Raw genomic sequence first — 18,126 nt, 5'->3', positions numbered from 1 at the left:
AATTACCAATTACCATTCCCCAACAAAAATGTCTCGTTCAAAAGCTTTAGGATATTACATTACTTCTCGGTTGTTGTTAGCACCACTCCAGCTAATAACCATTGTGACTATTGTTTTTTTGCTACTCAGAGCTACACCTGGAGATCCTGCTGATGCAATCCTGGGTGGACGCGCTCCAGAAGCTGCTAAACAAGCCTTACGCGAACAGTTAAATTTAAATTTGCCTTTGCCATTACAGTATCTTGAATATGTTAAAAGTCTGCTGAGCTTCGATTTAGGAAAGTCTATTAGTAGCAGCGGACAACCTGTTTGGGACATTATTTGGCAATATTTTCCCGCGACTGCTGAGTTAGCAGTATTTGCAATTTCTATTTCTTTACTTATTGGTATCAGTGTTGGTGTATTTGCTGCTTCTCGTCCCGGTACATCTCTTGACCTGAGTGGTAGATTATTCGGTATTATCACTTATGCTTTGCCCATGTTTTGGGCGGGAATGATGCTGCAATTAGTTTTTGCAGTTGGTTTGGAATGGTTTCCCTTTGGAACTCGTTTTCCGGCTTCCCTTGCTACACCGGATAGAATTACTGGCTTATATACCATTGATAGTCTTTTGCAGGGTAACCTGACACAGTTTTTTACAGCGGTTCAGTATTTAATTCTCCCTAGCTTTACTTTGGGATTATTGCTTAGTGGTATTTTTGAGCGAATTGTCCGGGTTAACTTAAAGCAAACCATGCAAGCCGATTATGTAGAAGCTGCAAGAGCTAGGGGTATCCCCGAACGAAAAATTTTAATTTCCCACGCTTTGAAGAATGCTTTAATTCCCGTAATTACTGTTTTGGGTTTGACCTTTGCATCTTTGCTGGGTGGAGCAGTATTAACAGAAGTAACATTTTCTTGGCCGGGATTAGCAAATCGTTTATTTGAAAGTATTGCCGAACGGGATTATCCTACAGTTCAAGGAATCATGGTGTTTTTTGGGGCGATTGTCGTGGGAGCAAGTATTTTAATTGATATTTTGAACGCTTATGTCGATCCGCGCATTCGGTATTAGAAATTTTCAATAAAAAATATACCAATTTTTAGGGCGCATATCGGTGCGCCCCTACCAAAAAAATAATGATATGAAAACACATAGTAAATCGTAGGGTGTGTTAGGCGCGCAAGAGAATATCTTTTTTAGGTCACACTTATCACCGCGCCGTAACGCACCGCCGCATAAAATTAATTGCACCGCAATATATTTGCCAACAAGTATCAATCAAAGATGTGAATATGATAAATTATTTGAGTCTTAAATTCCCAAACAATTAAATTTTGACACTCACCTAAATGAGTAGTTCTTCCCCTATAAAAATTTTGTTTTTAGCAGCCGATCCCAGTGATGAATCTCGGTTACGTTTGGGGCAAGAAATACGGGATATTAAAGAAAGATTGCGAATTGCAAAAGAAGCAGACAAGTACCAATTAGAACAGCGAGAGTCGGTACGGGTTGGTGATATAACCCAAGCAATATTTGATTTTGAACCACAAATAATTCATTTTTCAGGACATGGAACCAATCAGGGAGAACTCTGTTTTGAAGATGAGCTAGGTACAGCAAAACCTGTGGAAGCTGAGGCTTTAGCTGCAATGTTTGAATTGTTAGAATCTCAGGTTAAATGTGTAATTTTAAATGCTTGTTATTCTGAAATTCAGGCGCAAGCGATTGCTAAACATATTCCCTTTGCGATCGGGATGAATGATGCGATCGGGGATAAAGCTGCGATCGCATTTGCTGTTGGTTTTTACAAAGCTTTGGGAGCAAATCGTTCCATTGAAGATGCTTGCAAATTTGGTTGTGTGGAAATTAGGTTGCAGGGAATTCCGGAGCATCTCAAACCAGTTATTTACAAAAGAGAAATTACACCTACACCTACACCTACACCTACACCAAAAAATAATCCTTTTGTTCCTCTCACAGGAATAGTTAAAGATCCAAACAAATTCTTTGGTAGAAAACGAGAAATTAGCTGGATATTTGAAACCCTCAACAGTGGAAGTAGTGTAGCGCTGATTGGTAAAAGAGAAATTGGAAAGTCTTCTTTACTCTGGGCGATTCAACAACAAGCAGAAGCAAAATTAACTCCGCCCCGCAAACCAATTTATCTCGATATGAGCCAGGTTTATGACGAAGAAGATTTTTATTTTGCGTTGTGTGATGAGATGGGAATTGAGGAATGCAAAGGATTTCGTTTGAATAGAACTTTAGCAAAACAACGTCTACGATTCTTACTCTTACTTGATGAAATTGAAAAAATGACTTGGGAAGGTTTTACCAATCAGGTAAGGGGACAACTACGGGGTTTAGCAAATGGAAGAGATGCACCTTTACGTTTAGTTGTTGCTGCTTCGACTTCCTTAGATCGACTGTTCCCCGATAGTCACGAGTTAGGGATGGTTTCGCCTTTTCAAAATATTTGTCTTGAGGAAGAAATTGAATTGTGGAATGAAGCTACTGTTAGGGATTTTATTAGTGATCGCTTGGTGAATAATCCGATTCGGTTTACAGAATCAGAAATTACCCAAATTATCGAAAGCTGTGGTGGTCATCCCAAGGACATAATGCAAATGTGTTATCGAACTTATGCGGCGAAATTTCCAATAATCATAGAATAACGGAAAGCCAAAAATGACCCAAGAAAACCCCGTACCTCGCTTAGATTTAGCACCAAAACTAAAACGCCCGCTCTCCCTGTGGAATCCGTTAGATTATCTGCGTCTGTTGTATTGGGTATTTTATTTTCCCCAAGCTTTGCGGTGGTATGTGGATACTTTTGGCGGTGGGTATATTTCTCCAAAAGAAATGAATTGGCGTAAGGGATGGGAGTTACTGCAACAAAATGCTATTAAGCGTAATTTGTCTCTCCAAGGGTTGATGTTATCAGGTATAACACCATTGATTTTGAGTGTAATTCTACAGTCCATGGGTGTTTATATTGATTGGTTAAACGTGGCAGGGGGTGTAGCTTTTGGCGTAGCTTTTATGCTGGTTTTTGGCGTGGCGGGGGGCGTAGCTGTTAGTTTAGCTTTTGGTATGGCGGGAGGCTTAGCTTTTGACCCCCCGGTAAGAGACGTGGCTTTCAGTATAGCTTTTAGCATAGCGGGAGGCGTAGTTTTTAGACTGGCTTGTGGTGTGCAGGGCTTGGCAAGCATGGCTTTTAGCTTGAGGAGGGACATGGTTGTGAACCTAACTTTTAGCGTCGCTTTAGGTCTGATGTTTACCCGGTTTTTTATCCCGTTTTTAGACCTGACGGGGATTGTGGCGGAAAGCATGATTTTAGCCCTAACTTTTGGCGTGGTGATTCTACGTCCAGAAAGTTGGTTGATTGGTTTATCCTTCAATATCCGATATCTTCAAAGAGGTAGCTTACTTTTTTTACGTCCTACTTCGCTACCCCTACCTTACCTTTCTGTTCGCTTAAAAAAATACCTGCAACACGATTGGGAAACAGGTTTACATAATGCTAATCAGCTGCTTGCTTACACCTTACAATTCATTCCTGTTCTTAAAGCAATTAATCAAGTACTTAGTAAAATACCATCCGAACAAATTATTTGGTATGTTTCTAAACTAGCCGAAGATCCCTTTGATTGGAAACTTGTGCAATCTACTTCAGTGACTCTAAGGGAAGTACTAATTTCAGAAAATCCAAAAATACGCTTAGACACCCCAGCCCGTGCAACAGCAGCCGGTTTTTGGTACCTCCACGAAAAAAAACCAGCCAAAGCAGAAAAAGCTTTTACTGTTGTACGTCCTATCCTTTATGGAGAGGAAATGTACGCCCTCAGCCACAATCTTGCAATATTTCATGAGGCTAAAAATTTTGATGATATTACCAATATTCCTGTAGAGACGTTGCATGCAACGTCTCTACAATTATCACAAGGTCAAACGTTTCTACAATCGTCTCAAAAAGCCCTTTTACGCCCAAAAACTTGGGAAGCAATTTCTAAGCTGCATCGTGTTATCGAAGATATTCAACTAGTACAACGCAGTGTATCCCGTGCGACTCGCGCCTTTGCTCTCAACCGCGCCCAAGGAGAACTTACCAATATCCTCAATAATTCCGATACCTTACCCCAAGCAGAACGGGGACTCATCATTGATATCGCACAAAATTGGCAAAAAGCTTTACTACAAATTGCTGGTGAAGTTGGAGAAGTTTCCATCACCAAACCTGTCCGCAATCCCTATATTATTGGCGATCCAGTTTTAGGCGATCGCTTTGTGGGAAGAGAAGATGTGATGAGAGAGCTAGAAGAACTTTGGGTGACGGGCGAGCAATTGCAGTCTGTAGTTATTTACGGTCACAGGCGCATGGGTAAGACTTCCATCTTACGGAACACAGCTAACTCAGTAGGTTCAGGTGTCAAAGTCGCCTATGTGAACATGTTAAATGCTGGCAACATTTCTGAGGGAGTGGGTGAAGTATTAATGGCGATATGTGATGCTGTTTCTGACGTGGTGAATGTTCCTCCCCCAGATGACTATAAATTGTTGCAAATTCCCTACCGTACCTTTGAACGTTATTTAAAACAAATTGCAGAGACGTACCATGGTACGTCTCTACAGGGTTTAATTATTGCTTTAGACGAATTTGAGAAAATTGAAGAACTGATTGCAGCTGGAGAAATACCCCAAGACTTTATGGGTTATTTGCGGGGATTGGTGCAAATGAATTCCCAAGTAGCTTTTGCTTTTGCTGGTTTGCACACCTTGGAGGAGATGACAGCAGATTATTTTCAGCCCTTCTTTGTCAGTGTAATTCCCATCCATGTTGGTTTTATGGGACGTGCAGCAACCAAGCAGATTTTAGCTAATCCTGTGCAATTGTTAGATGTGGAAACGCGTCATCAGTCATCAGATACAGAAAAGACGTACCATGGTACGTCTCTACAGGAAGATTTCCCTCTAGACTACACCCCGGAAGCCCTAGATAAAATCTATGATTTAACCCACGGACAACCATATTTAGTCCAATTGATCGGGTTTCAGCTTGTTCGTCGCTACAATGACCAAGTATTTGAAATGGGACGCAAGCGCGATCCAATTTTTACTGTGGAAGAAGTCGAAGCTGTCATCAACGATCCTCAATTCTTCAAACGGGGACGCTATTACTTTGATGGGGTCTGGAGTCAAGCTGCTCAAGGTGCACCTGGACAACAAATGATACTAAAAATATTAGCGCCTCATCCCAGAGGATTAAATTGTGGAAACATTACATCATGTAGAGACGTACCATGGTACGTCTCTACAGAGAATATTGACGACGAAAGTGTACAAGAAGCCCTCAACACCCTTAAACGTCATGATGTAATTCAAGAAACTGAAGGACGTTGGTATATCATCGTGGAACTATTTCGCCGCTGGGTTTTGCAATTACAGTCAGGCAAATAGTACAAATGAACTTAAATAGTGTTATCCTGTGTAAGTATTGCATCGGGAGCATAAGAGAATATCGACGTATATGTCCTGCGGACACGCTGCGCTAACGCAAAAGCTCTGAGATTGCTATCTCCTAAACGGAGACGCTCCGCTAACCCTACACTGCGTTTCGGTCGCAATGACAAATCTTCTTTGCGTAAGTCCTGTAAGATTTAACAGAGTCTAATTTACGACATACTTTTCTACTGTATCCTTGAGATAATCATAGGTGAGGAGTTCAGATTTGCCATAAGAATAAGATGGTGTGGTGTATCTGGCAAAAATTTAGGTAAATACAAATGAGCGATACAGTAGAAACAAATAAAACACTAACATTTCCCAAAATCAAACTAATTCTCATTGGTATAGGTGCAACCATTGTAACTGGCGCTGCAATTTATGGTATTGGTTGGTGGCAAGGACGTTCCCATGTTTCAGTGGAAGACGAAGAAATCAAGTCCGTTCGACAGGAGTTACAACAAACTCAAAGTCAACTTGAAGCTGTAGGAAATTACGCCTATTTAATGCAAGCACGAGCTGCGCTATATCATTCAGCTGTTGATTTAGATCAACGTAATTTTGGTACTGCAAACACTAGTTTACAAGAAGCATCTACCGCTTTAGGTCAAGTTAAAGATAATAGTGGTACTTTAGATATCAATAAAATATCTTCATTACAAAAGAATATTTCTCAAACTAATATTAATGTTGCAGTTAACTTAGAAAAACAACGGCGACAAATTTTAAAACATGTCAATCAATTAAATAGTTTAATTCCTGAAGAAACACCAATTAATAATTCTACTTCTGAAAAAAAGCCTGAGAAATAAGTGATCGCATTTGTGCTTTAGCACCACATAAATTTATAACTATAGTAATCCTAAATCATTTATGAGAATTAATTAGAGACGCGACATGTCGCGTCTCTACGAGATTTATCTGTTCACAAATCAAATATGATTGATATATATATTTTGTATAACTATAGATTTTATGAGTACTTACTATAACTCCCAATATGAAAAATTTTTAGGGATGAGAATTTAATAACCTGTAATTCTGAAATTTGGAATGGTGCGTTACGCGATGCTAACAGCACCGTACTTTTGCACTTTATTTCATCCACATTTCTTAGTGAAGTTGGTAAATAATACCAATTCAATAAATCATTGCAACAGATTAACCCGTAGAGACGCGACATGTCGCGTCTCTACAAAAATTTATTTGTCTCATTGTTTTTCCAAACTGGTATCATTTGCTGTCTGTTTTTTCATTAATTATTGAGGGACTTTTGCCCACTTTTTAAGGAGGTTGGGGGATCTCAATAATGATATTGGGTAATAAGCTCTACTTTCCAAACATCCTCTAATGACTTCCGCGCAGCGATAATAGTTCAAAATCTTTAAAAATAGTGAATAATTAGGCAAATTTCTGGATAACGCTCGCAATAAATTGTAGTTAAGTAGACTCATGAGGATAAAACCTCTGATTTTTTGAATACAAGTTATAAATAATACTTACAGCATTACATCTTAAAAATGAGTGAATCGCCTTTATTCCGTTGGCTGAAATCTGTAAATATTTTACTATTCTTTTTTCTTGGTTTAGTAATGCTAGCCGTATTCGGCTATGTTGGCTATTACATGTTCCGAGATATTTCTCGAGAGCGTAATGTCTATAACTCAGTAAGACAAGAGCAAACAAGCGACGTTGAAGTCAAGGTGAGCTTAAGTAACTTCAAACCACTCAGTGGAACTCCTTACTTAATGGCACCAATCGGTTCTCAACAAAACTATCGCCACTCATACTACGACAAAAGCGCAAATAGCATTCGTAATTATTTGTTTTTCAATGGTAACGATAAGTCAGCCAAAAAGTTATTAACAAAAAATGATTTTTTATTCCTTAATGCAAACAATGTGGTAGAAAGAAATACACAAACAAATATTAATAAAGTAAACGGAATTTGGTACACATTAGTCATAGAAGACACTAACAATGATAAACGTTTAGACTCTCGCGATAAAAAAACAATTGCTGTTTCTGATGTTTCTGGAAATGGTTATACTGAGGTAATAAAGAAAATTGATAGAGTAATTGGGAGCCATCAAAAAAACCAAAACACTGTATTAATTTTTTATGAATCAGGTGGAAAAAATCTTTTTTCTGAAATTGATGTTGTTCAACGTAGATCAGTAACGGAGCAAAATTTACCTGCTCTAGATTAAAGTTGACGATGGGAAGGGGTAATTGCTAATTGCGATTAAAAATCTAAAATCCCGTATCAAAAATTGAGATGACACTTCCTGCACTTCCCAAATCTTGGGAACATATATTAGTTGAAGAACTGGAAAAGCCTTATTTTCAGCAACTTCAAAATTTTTTAGCCGAAGAACGAGAAACCCAGACTATTTTTCCCGCAGAGGAAGACATATTTTCAGCTTTTGAACTGACACCTTACGAAAATGTCAATGTGCTGTTACTGGGACAAGATCCATACCATAATCATAATCAAGCTCATGGGCTTTGCTTTTCCGTTAAGCCCGGAATAAAACCACCCCCATCATTGGTTAATATCTTCAAAGAGCTTCATTCTGACTTGGTGGTTCCGACTCCGGAACATGGATTTCTCGTTACTTGGGCAAAACAAGGTATCCTCATGTTAAACGCTGTTTTGACGGTACGGGCGCATACACCAAACTCCCATAAAAATAAGGGTTGGGAACAGTTTACCGATGCTGCGATCGCAAAAGTCAATGAAAAACCAGATCCAGTTGTATTCGTTCTGTGGGGTGGATACGCCAAAAAGAAACTTAAATTGATTGACACAAACCGACATATAGTGATTCAATCAGCGCACCCTTCACCGCTTTCTGCACGCAATGGTTTCTTTGGTAGTAAACCCTTTTCAGCAATTAATCAGGCTTTATTGCAGTTAGGTAAGCCGGAAATTAATTGGAAAATACCAAATATTAATACTAAAAATCAATTAAATGTTTAATTTATCAGTTAGCAGTTCACTACAGAAACTCTGACTGCTATATGAAAAGCTTATATTACTATGTCTTTGCTAACGGTACATTGAGCTTGTTGTAATAACTTGAAACACAATACATATCACTACGTAACTAGGTTGACACATTTATGAATGCGAAAACCTATGACTAGTAAAATTTTGGTCACCTTACGGACGCAGTCTGTTTTGTTAGCAAAGCTATTTTGACTTCCATATAACACCATAACTTGTTTTCAGAGGTATTTAAGATGATAAATTTTTCCCCTGCAAAGATTATCAATTCTCATCTTAAGTTTTTTAAGGAACTATTTTCTCTATGGTTACTCTTGTTAGCTAAATCAATGGAAATGGAATTAAGTTTATTTGATTAGAAATTATCATCCTTTTTCTTTAGCTGATATCAACTTATTTTGTTTATTCATGAATCACACGCAAGATATATGTTGGGAAGAACACTTTTTGTATTACCCTGAGTTCAGTTATGTCAAAAAATAGATGGAATCGTTATTTTCGGGGTTATAGCACTACGAAGTTACGTTAGGACATGTATTAACCCTAAAAGCCATACGTATTAGGCTTTTTACTTTTTACTTTTTACTTTTTACTTGCGCGTAGCGCTATAACTTTTTTGGGGTTTGCTTTTTTAAGACTTAATTTTTTGGAATTTATCTGTTTGGACTTTAATTTATTGGAGTTTTATTCAAGAGGTTTTAATGAAAAAAATAATCTCCACCACATTATTGCTTACCTCCTTTTCTTTAGTTGGTTGTGAGGGCATTCATAACAAATTCTGGGATAATAGAGTTGTCAGCCCTGAGCCAATTGCTTCCACTACAAATAGTTCATTCTCAGTACCTGAAACTAATATTATCCAGAAAACTAGAGATGGAAAACCAAAAGTTGCAACCATCAGAAGCATGATTCAGGGAGATCTGAAGTGTTACGTCAGCATTTTGGATCAGGGAGGAATCAAGCAAGAATTGGGTGCAACCTTCGATATCTGCGCCCAAGGAGAAAAGTTCTTGTCGAAAAAAGTTAATTTAACTTATGAAACAGTTAAAGTTAACGACTGCGAGAGTAATGAACCCTGTGGTAAGACCAAAGAGGAATCTTTAATTACCAAAATGGATATTTTGCCTAATGCTGCGACACAAAGCAACAAGATCCCCGATGTTGTGACTTTTACTAATGGTCAGTGGACGATCGCGATCGGCGGTCAGAATTCTTGGGACGGCATGAATAATACTGGCAATCTTACTTATTATGGATGTAATTCTGGGGGACGATGCATCAGATTAAGGGGTGGTAAAGTTAATTGTCGTGAGGGAGAATGCACTATTGTTTGGAAAAATAGCGATCGAGATTATGTTGTCAAAGGCAGAATTAATTCTAAAAATGGTCATCATTCTGTTTCTCCATCAACATTAATAGTTCGTCAGAATAATAAAGTTATTGCCACAGCACAAGGCTTAAGACCTTTAAACTAACTTATTTCGGGTGGTTTTTGTTAGTTTTTAAGATTCCTAATATTTCAAGTTTGACTTTAATTTTTTCATTTAATTCTTTCACTTATTAGTGTTCGTGTTGTATTCGAAAATCAGTTACTCATTACTCATTACTCATTACTCATTACTTATTACTCATTACTTATTACTTGTTACTTATTACTCATTACTCATTACTTTTCAAACTCCCAACAATTGTTTAATAATAGGTAAAACAACAACAGCATTCTCTTCACTAAAGTCATTGTTGTCTGTTGTCACAGATTTATCTTTACCAGTAGTTCCTCTTCTCACCCGTTCGCCCATTTGACGTCGTTCTGGTTGGGTGAAGGTTGCAAAAGTACGTCTCAATAATGGTAGTAAATTAATAAAAGTTTCTTCAGGTAATTGGGTTACCCAATCGTCAATAACCTGCCAAAGATTATCATCATGTAATACCAATAAACCGCTACCCTTAAGAAAACCTTCTACCCATGCAGCTGCTTGGGGTGGTTCTGTAGCTACTGAAAGTGCTAAACCCATCCGACGTGCAGATTCCCTCGCTTCAAACACATCAGCATCAAGTAACAAACGACAGCAACGTCCAGCTATTAAACCGTGTAAATTAGGGTTGTCAACCATTTGAACTAAAACTTGTTGCCAAGAATTAACATGCTCTTGATTTTGCAATATACCAATAGCACCGTTAACCTTCATTAGATTCTCATACATTGCAACTGCTGCATCATCGTCTAAAGAACTGCAAGCAGCAGGTAAACCAATACAAATTCTTGCAACTAAGCCATCCACCACATGCGCAATCGTAGTTGTGTCTGTTTGACGGACGTTTCCATAACGCATTACATTCGCTAATGGCGGTAACGCAGCCATTAAGTGAGTTACATCACTAGCCAAAGCTGCAGCATTTTCTAAACAGGACATCAAGTGATTAACAGCATCTGGTAAATCAGACAAAATAACTTTATCTAACAAGTCTGTGAGTACCGGTAACTCTTCAGCATTATTTGCTCTATCGCAAGCCTTTGCTGCTGCTGCATCGCGAATTGTATTACCCCAAATCCCAGCCTCAATTAGGTTAACGGCAAATTCCGGGTGCCAAATTAAGTTCCAATATTCATGAAAAGTACCTTTCTTACCGTAACTTTGTTGAAATTTCCCCCAAGGGATATCCAGTAAATTTAGACGATGGAGTAGGTGCGATCGCGCCAGATCATTTTCTTTGCGTAGATCTAAATCGTAGGTTTTTTCAGTGGGTTGAGGTGGTATTCGTAAGCGTTTTTGTTGGCGAGTGAGGTCTTTTTGTAACGGTACCATCGGTGTTTCTTCCGGGACTTTACCCAGACATTCCCCAACAATTAATTTGTCGTGAATTAGTTGCATCGGTAAACTACTACCGAAACATAGTACTGTCTGTGTCGCCTCATTTAATTCCGGTAAGCCAGGTAAAGGACGATTTCGCAAAGCCGCTAAAGACTCTGCTAGGCGTACCGCTTCAATGACATGTGCAGAAGAAGCATCCAAGTCTTGTTCTCGCAACAATCGTGCAACCCGCGTCATCCAACTAATTGTCACATTTACATTAGAAGATTGGAAATTGTTATTTTCCTTAGTTCCACCTTGCCAAAGATGGTGATACCAACCAGGAGACTCTATCCCTGCACCATAGCCACTACTATAAGCCAAGCGTCCGTAAGTCCAGGGGATCCAAGTTACTTCCACCTTTGTTTTCGGTAATCCTTTCAGTAAAGCCGTATCTTCTTTAGCAGGGGGCATAGATGAAAGTGCGGGGGCATGCCAAGCACCACAAACCACAGCAATACGTTCAAAACCTGATTTCTGGGCTTGGCGGATAGTTTTGCGCATATATGCTTCGCGCTTTGCTTCCATCGGGTCTTGGGAAGGTGGTAATTCTTGGCGTACAGCTATCATGGCTTCCAAGATTGCTGCAAATAGATCGACACTATTGCTGCGAGTTTCTACCATATGCTCCCACCAACGTTCACCATCACTGTAGCCTGCAGCTTCTGCAAGTAAGGACAAGGGATCGGGAGGAATTTGGACTTGATTTAAATCGAGGCGTTCGGGATCGATTTGATGCGAACCTAGCTTTTCTAATTCTTCATTTTCTAGCTCCTCAGGGGATGGAGATTCTGGTTGTAGTTCTTTTTTTTGCAGTTCTTCCTTTTTTAATTCTTCCTTTTTAGCCTTCAACGCCAAACGATGGGTTTGGGGTAAGTCCATAAACCCCACGGGGATATTGTTACTTAAACCATGCTGGATCGCTTGCCATTCTGGAGAAAATACAGCAAAGGGGTAGTAAACACTTTCTTGAGGTAGATCGGGTTGATAAATTAATAATGCTACCGGAGGTTCCATTGCAGATGAAGCGATTAATGGTAGTAAAGGTTCTGCGTCCGGTGGACCTTCAATGAGGATGGTATCTGGTTGGAGTTCTTCTAATGCTTGACGCAGGCTACGTGCGGAACCGGAACCGTGATGGCGGATACCGAAGACGTGGATAGTCATAATTTTCCCAAAATGATTCGTAATTCGTAATCAACCGCATCCTGACGGAAGAAGGTACTTTGTAGTTTGTCATTTTGTAGTTTGTCATTGATAACCCAATAATCGCAACAAGTTATGGCATTTCAACTAATTTGCAATTGATCTCTTGTGTTACAAAACAGAAGTCAGAAGTAGTAACTCATTACCCATTACTCATTACCCATTACTCATTACTCACTCCCTGTCCCCTTGTGGTGAAAATAATCACCCATCTTCTAAAGCTATTTTCCCTGACCTAAATCAACTTTTTACCTGCAAAGCATATTTTTTAAAACGTTCTAAATCGGCTTGAAGAGTTGATTCAACAATTCTCCCCAAAATTAGATTATCCATTATTTTGCCCAATACCCCAGGAATGGCATAAGCAATAGTGAGTTTGATAATGCTACTATTTTTGCGATCGTAGAATCTTACAGTTGCGCGATTTGGTAGACCATCAACTGATTCGCATTGAATAATCTGATGGGTAACTACTTTAATAATCCGAGTTTTCCAAGTAAACTCAAAAGTACCGCTACGAAGTTTCCATAACGATATATCTGGATTATCTTCGGATATTTTCACCGAATCAATCCACTTCATCCAGCGTGTCATTTGCCCCAGATCCGACCACAAATCCCAAACTAAATCCATTGGAGCGTTAACTTCAATCTGTCCGCTGTGTTCTAGCCAGTTTGACATTATTTTTCGAATGATATTTATTGAGATGAGCAGGTAATATAAATAAATTTAATTTGTAAATCGCTACTCATTAATAATATGGAGACGCTTCACCGAAACGTCTCATGTGATTACTAATTTAAATTATTCTGCGTCTTCAAAGCATATTCCCGAAACCGCTCTAAATCTGCTTGAATCGTTGATTCTACAATTCTTCCCAAAAATAAGTTATCCATAATTCTGCCCACAATACCGGGAATATCATAGGCAACAGTCAGTTTAACAATACTGCTTTCCTTGCGATCGTAAAAACGAATTGCTCCCCGATTGGGTAAACCATCAACAGATTCCCACTGAATAATTTGATTGGTAATAACTTTAGTAATCCGAGACTTCCAAGTAAATTCAAAACCACTACTACTAAGTGTCCATAAAGATATATCTGGATCGTCTTCCGGTATTTTCACAGAATCAATCCACTTCATCCAACGTGGCATTTGCTCTAAGTCCGACCACAGACTCCAAACTAAATCAATAGGAGCATCAACCTCAACCTGCACGCTATGCTCTAGCCAGTCCGACATTTTTTGTATCCTTTATGTCTATAATGCTACCGCATGATGCAATCAATATTTAGCCCATAAGGCAGAGCCTGCGGCGTCGGCAAAGCCTTATTTGGCAAATTTATTCCTCGGAAAAACCCTTAAGAAAACTATTGCTTTACAGTTTCCAAAATCACTTTTGCTGCGCGTCTACCAGAAAGTGTAGCTCCTTCCATACTATCAATATAGTCCTGCTGCGTATAACTTCCTGCTAAAAAGAAATTTGCAACCGGTGTTTTCTGGTCGGGACGGTAAACATCCATTCCCGGAGCTTCCCGATATAAGGACTGGGCTAACTTCACCACATTGTACCAAGTCATATTCAGTTCCCGTGAAGACGGGAATAATTCATGTACTTGCTTGAGGACGTGTTGAGCAATTTCTTCATTGCTCTTCTTAATGAAAGGATCTCCTGGAGTTAAGACTAACTGTAATAGGGAACCCTGACCTTGACGATAATAATCACTTGGACTGGTCAAAGCTAAATCCGCAAAACAAGAAAAATCAGCATCCGGTGTATAAAGTAAATTGTCAATTCCTGCTGCATGTTCTAATTGCTTGCGTTTTTGGGGATCTTTAAGTTCGCTAACCCAACCATCAAACCGTAATTGCACCGTTGCAACTGGTACTGTATCTAATTTATATATATTGTCAAACTCCGACCAGCGACGCCATTGGGAAGGCAAAAGTCTTTTAATTCCCGGTACATCGCAAGCTGCAACATAAGCATCAGCTGTCACAGTTTCCTCTGTATCCCCATTCGCTACAAGCAAACCAGTTACTTGGGTTGTTCCTTCTTTCTCAATAAACTTAATTTCTCGTATCTGTTGACGCGTATAAATCTTTGTATTTCTTGCTTCGAGATATTTAACTATGGGTTTAAGCAGATATTCATGGGGTGAACCTTCTAACATCCTTAACTTGGAAGCTTCAGTTCTCACTGCAAATAATTGAAAAATTGTCAGCATACATCGAGCCGACATGTTTTCACAATCAATAAAACCCAAAGCATAAGCGATGGGATCCCACATCCGCTTAATGCTACTGTTATTACCGCCATGGGAACGAAACCAGTCAGCAAAACTAATTTTATCCAAGTCTCGGATGTTTTTCATCGCACCTTGAAAGTCCACTAAACCCCGAACTACAGGACTTGTAGCCAAAGCCATGGAATTTCTTACCTTATCCAACAAGGAAAGTTGAGAAGTGGTAAAAAACGCTTTCAACCCATTAAAAGGTGCACCGGTGATAAAACGAAAATCTAACTCTCCAGTTTTTCCACCCTTATTAATAAAAGTATGGGTATGTTCCTTAATACGAAGATGCTCTATCGCTCCAACTCTTTCCATTAACTCGAACAGTTGGTAATAGCACCCAAAAAAAACGTGCAACCCCATTTCTATGTGGTTACCATCTTTATCAACCCAACTTCCAACTTTTCCACCCACAAAAGGACGTGATTCAAAAATACTGACCTCACACCCCGCATCAACTAAATCCATCGCAGTTACTAGTCCTGCTAGCCCTGCACCTACTATTGCAACACGCATTCAATCTTGTAATTACTCAGTTTCTTTACAAATTGTAACTGTCTTCGCGTAATAAGATTAGCACCACCCAAAGAACTTTACCAGTTATTTTGTTGTACTGACATTTTTCATTACAAGTCCCTTCCTAGAAATTTTAGAAAGGGACAAGAAAAACAAGTAAATTTTCGACAATATGTTATTTTTTTGGCGTTGCGATATTTGCTACATTAATGTATTTTATGTAACTTAATTTCTAGCTTTTCCACAACACCAAATATGAGGATGGAAATTCTTGAATAACTGATGTTGGGAAGATTTAGAAGCACAGCGGTGCTATGCTTCTACAAACTTTATGTGTGTCATTTTATCCCCTATTAACACAAGGCGATACAACACGTAATGATTGTAGTCTGGGGATACTAGTCTGTATGAGATAAATTTATTTCGCGTCCTCAGCAACAGGTAAGCTACGAATTAGTTCTCTAATTACGTCGGTTGCGGGTCTACCCGTCTGTTGACAATACTTTTCTAACTTTTCTGCTTCTTGTGCTGCTAAGTTCACAGTTATACGTTTGACCGCCCATTTCTTATTTGTCATTTTATTATGTACATTACCGTATGTTGATGTCATTGAGTCCATGTAATCAAGTAATAAAAAATGAAAATTGTCTACTAGATTACTTCAAATAAACAATAAAAAGCAATATTGTTTATTTAATAATCGAAATCATGGTGAAAAGAATTTTATCATCTAAATTCAGATAGATGATTCATCCGGTGAAGTAATTAGTGTTTACAAAAGGGTTTATTGTTTACACGTGTTAAAGAAACAATTCAAACCACGCGAGAAAATTTGACTGTAAATCAGAACTTTATCCCTAATTAATAAGTGTCAAGCAAATAACTTTTTCTCGCCATTCAATCACCAAAATCACCTAAATTGAAAGCTAATTTTTTTCTCGCAAAAAATCTCTTGTGAGAAAAAATTAAACAATGCTTGAAAGCATATTCTAAAAGCTTTGGTTAGTTTAGCAGATAGCTGAACATATATTTGTTGCATGAGACGATTTTCTCCCGGAATAAATAGAACATCATTAAAATGAATTAATATTACATGGTTTTTGTTGAGTAAAGCATTACACATCTCATCAATGTTTAGGGTTTTGAAAATATTGATTACAAGTTGATTTAAATTATTTTTGTTTATTTTATGCATTGGAGGAGAAGCCTTTTTTTTATCTCCTCTCTTCGCCACTAAATCAATTAATTTTGTACTGAATGAATTTTGCATTTATTAGTTTTATTGGATTATATACAATCGATTTAAAAACGGAATTAATCGATAATCCTATTTTAACCGCATATCCTATGCCTCTTAGCCGCTTTACCCAATCTTTATTTAGGAAGAATTAATGAATTAGTTTTGATGCTTTTTAAAACATAGCTTTCATCGTTAATTAAAAATTAGATTAATTAATATTTTTTCACTTTTTATTAATAAAATATTCAATAAAAACGAGAGTTTAGCCTGAGGACAGGATAGTTCTGGGTATGATAATAATAAATATATTTTACTTAAGTTTTACTTTAAGTTTAAATGTCCCAATAAACACTGATGCTGTATAAAATAATCTGGGTTACTGATTCATAAGTTATCAAAAATCAACTACAACCGAAATTATAAACAAACTTATTAATATCTTTATCTCGATATTAAGTAATTTACTATTTAAAAGTTGGTTGATTTCTTATATTGTTAAGTAGGACAGGTTGAAAGCCAGTACTATTTTGAACGTAATATAAAATAAATCAGAAGGCATAACTGCACTACAATTATTTCACTCTCAAAATTTCTCCTGACTTGAAATCACAGGGAAGTTTTTTGGGAGTAAATTGTGTTTGCATCTGGCGAATAAGACATCCAAAATACTGACAGATTCGACTGTAATTATTGACAATGATTTCGGTTGTAATTTTGACGAAGTCCTAAGGACAAATTGAGTTACAAAATACAGAAGGAAGAAATCATAAAAGTTGAAGATGTTGAGCAAGTTATTCTATGCTCGGTTTTGCCCTAAAACGGGTACAAGACCTCACTTAATATCTTTTCCTTCTACTTTGCCTATTTGTTCTCAAACGCTTGAAGAAACAAGTTAAACAAAAAAATATTATTATTGTTTATTCACATAAAATCCGTATTTAGTCAAGAAGTATTTAGATGTATTTACCCAAGAGCAATAAACTTAAGTTAAAATCGCAGCACCTAAATTCCCATAACAAAGACAACATCGCCTTAACTTGTAGGGGTAAAATAGACAAAGTTTTTTTATGATCGATTTACAAATTCATTTGAGCATAGTCCTTAATATTACTCTGACGAGCCTATTATTTTTACTTAACCTTCTGTATCTGTTATGTTTATGCCTCTACGGCTTATAAAATCGTTGCTTCAATATTATCCAACCTTAGCTTATATGGGCGATCTTTGACCCAACTTAAAAGAATCACCAGACAAGGTTACAAGTTAAATAAGTTACACTATATTTTTAAGCCTCAAGGTTTTTCTTGCGTTTCAGATTCCACCCATAATCCCAATCCAATACAACCTATATTCGTTTTCAAAATTACTCTTCCGAAAAAAATTGATGATTTTAAGTTATTTTTTTTGGCTGTGAGCATTTATAGGTTTCATTCTGCTTGATAAATTGAATATAAAATCAAAAAACATCTGTAATTTTATTCACTAATACGAAATATAACGACCGAAATTCAGGAAAATAGT

Annotated in this window: 13 protein-coding genes; 7 read left to right on the top strand and 6 right to left on the bottom strand. The window is 37.8% G+C overall.

Annotated elements, in window-relative coordinates; translation table 11 throughout:
- The first annotated feature begins 28 nt into the window (after positions 1-28).
- The 7 genes from QNJ50_RS01630 to QNJ50_RS01600 all read left to right on the top strand — a co-directional run bounded on the left by QNJ50_RS01630 (position 29) and on the right by QNJ50_RS01600 (position 9,970).
- Entirely contained in the window at positions 29-1,054 is a 1,026-nt protein-coding gene (locus tag QNJ50_RS01630) for an ABC transporter permease (RefSeq protein ID WP_300631324.1), read from the top strand.
- Positions 1,055-1,332: 278 nt separating this feature from the next.
- Positions 1,333-2,658, top strand: a complete 1,326-nt coding sequence (locus QNJ50_RS01625; RefSeq protein WP_300631322.1) for a CHAT domain-containing protein — start codon at positions 1,333-1,335, stop codon at positions 2,656-2,658.
- A gap of 13 nt (positions 2,659-2,671) precedes the next feature.
- On the top strand, positions 2,672-5,440 hold the full coding sequence (locus QNJ50_RS01620) for an ATP-binding protein (RefSeq protein ID WP_300631320.1): 2,769 nt from the start codon (positions 2,672-2,674) through the stop codon (positions 5,438-5,440).
- A gap of 326 nt (positions 5,441-5,766) precedes the next feature.
- Positions 5,767-6,297, top strand: a complete 531-nt coding sequence (locus tag QNJ50_RS01615; RefSeq protein WP_300631318.1) for a hypothetical protein — start codon at positions 5,767-5,769, stop codon at positions 6,295-6,297.
- Between the two features lie 708 nt (positions 6,298-7,005).
- Complete coding sequence (locus QNJ50_RS01610; RefSeq protein ID WP_300631317.1) at positions 7,006-7,695, top strand: hypothetical protein; 690 nt, start codon at positions 7,006-7,008, stop codon at positions 7,693-7,695.
- 68 nt (positions 7,696-7,763) lie between these two features.
- Positions 7,764-8,468, top strand: coding sequence for a uracil-DNA glycosylase (locus QNJ50_RS01605; RefSeq protein WP_300631315.1), 705 nt, complete (start codon positions 7,764-7,766; stop codon positions 8,466-8,468).
- Between the two features lie 728 nt (positions 8,469-9,196).
- Entirely contained in the window at positions 9,197-9,970 is a 774-nt protein-coding gene (locus QNJ50_RS01600; protein WP_300631313.1) for a hypothetical protein, read from the top strand.
- A gap of 198 nt (positions 9,971-10,168) precedes the next feature.
- Here QNJ50_RS01600 and QNJ50_RS01595 read toward each other — a convergent pair whose 3' ends face one another.
- The 6 genes from QNJ50_RS01595 to QNJ50_RS01570 form a co-directional block, all read right to left on the bottom strand.
- Positions 10,169-12,514 (bottom strand): DUF5682 family protein, encoded by a 2,346-nt coding sequence (locus tag QNJ50_RS01595; protein WP_300631311.1) that lies wholly within the window; start codon positions 12,512-12,514, stop codon positions 10,169-10,171.
- 279 nt (positions 12,515-12,793) lie between these two features.
- A complete protein-coding gene (locus QNJ50_RS01590; protein ID WP_300631309.1) occupies positions 12,794-13,234 on the bottom strand; it encodes an SRPBCC family protein in 441 nt (146 codons plus the stop codon).
- Positions 13,235-13,347: 113 nt separating this feature from the next.
- Positions 13,348-13,797, bottom strand: coding sequence for an SRPBCC family protein (locus tag QNJ50_RS01585; RefSeq protein WP_300631307.1), 450 nt, complete (start codon positions 13,795-13,797; stop codon positions 13,348-13,350).
- Positions 13,798-13,925: 128 nt separating this feature from the next.
- Positions 13,926-15,365, bottom strand: a complete 1,440-nt coding sequence (gene zds / locus QNJ50_RS01580; protein ID WP_300631305.1) for a 9,9'-di-cis-zeta-carotene desaturase — start codon at positions 15,363-15,365, stop codon at positions 13,926-13,928.
- Positions 15,366-15,783: 418 nt separating this feature from the next.
- Positions 15,784-15,942 (bottom strand): ribbon-helix-helix protein, CopG family, encoded by a 159-nt coding sequence (locus QNJ50_RS01575; RefSeq protein WP_036265212.1) that lies wholly within the window; start codon positions 15,940-15,942, stop codon positions 15,784-15,786.
- Positions 15,943-16,275: 333 nt separating this feature from the next.
- The gene (locus QNJ50_RS01570; RefSeq protein ID WP_300631300.1) at positions 16,276-16,635 is read right to left on the bottom strand and encodes a hypothetical protein; all 360 of its coding nucleotides are present in this window, start codon (positions 16,633-16,635) and stop codon (positions 16,276-16,278) included.
- Positions 16,636-18,126: the final 1,491 nt, after the last annotated feature.

The organism is Mastigocoleus sp. MO_188.B34 (assembly GCF_030065675.1).
Lineage (GTDB): Bacteria > Cyanobacteriota > Cyanobacteriia > Cyanobacteriales > Nostocaceae > Mastigocoleus.
The sequence above is the reverse complement of the archived record's forward strand: the minus strand, read 5'-3'. Positions and strand labels throughout refer to the sequence as shown.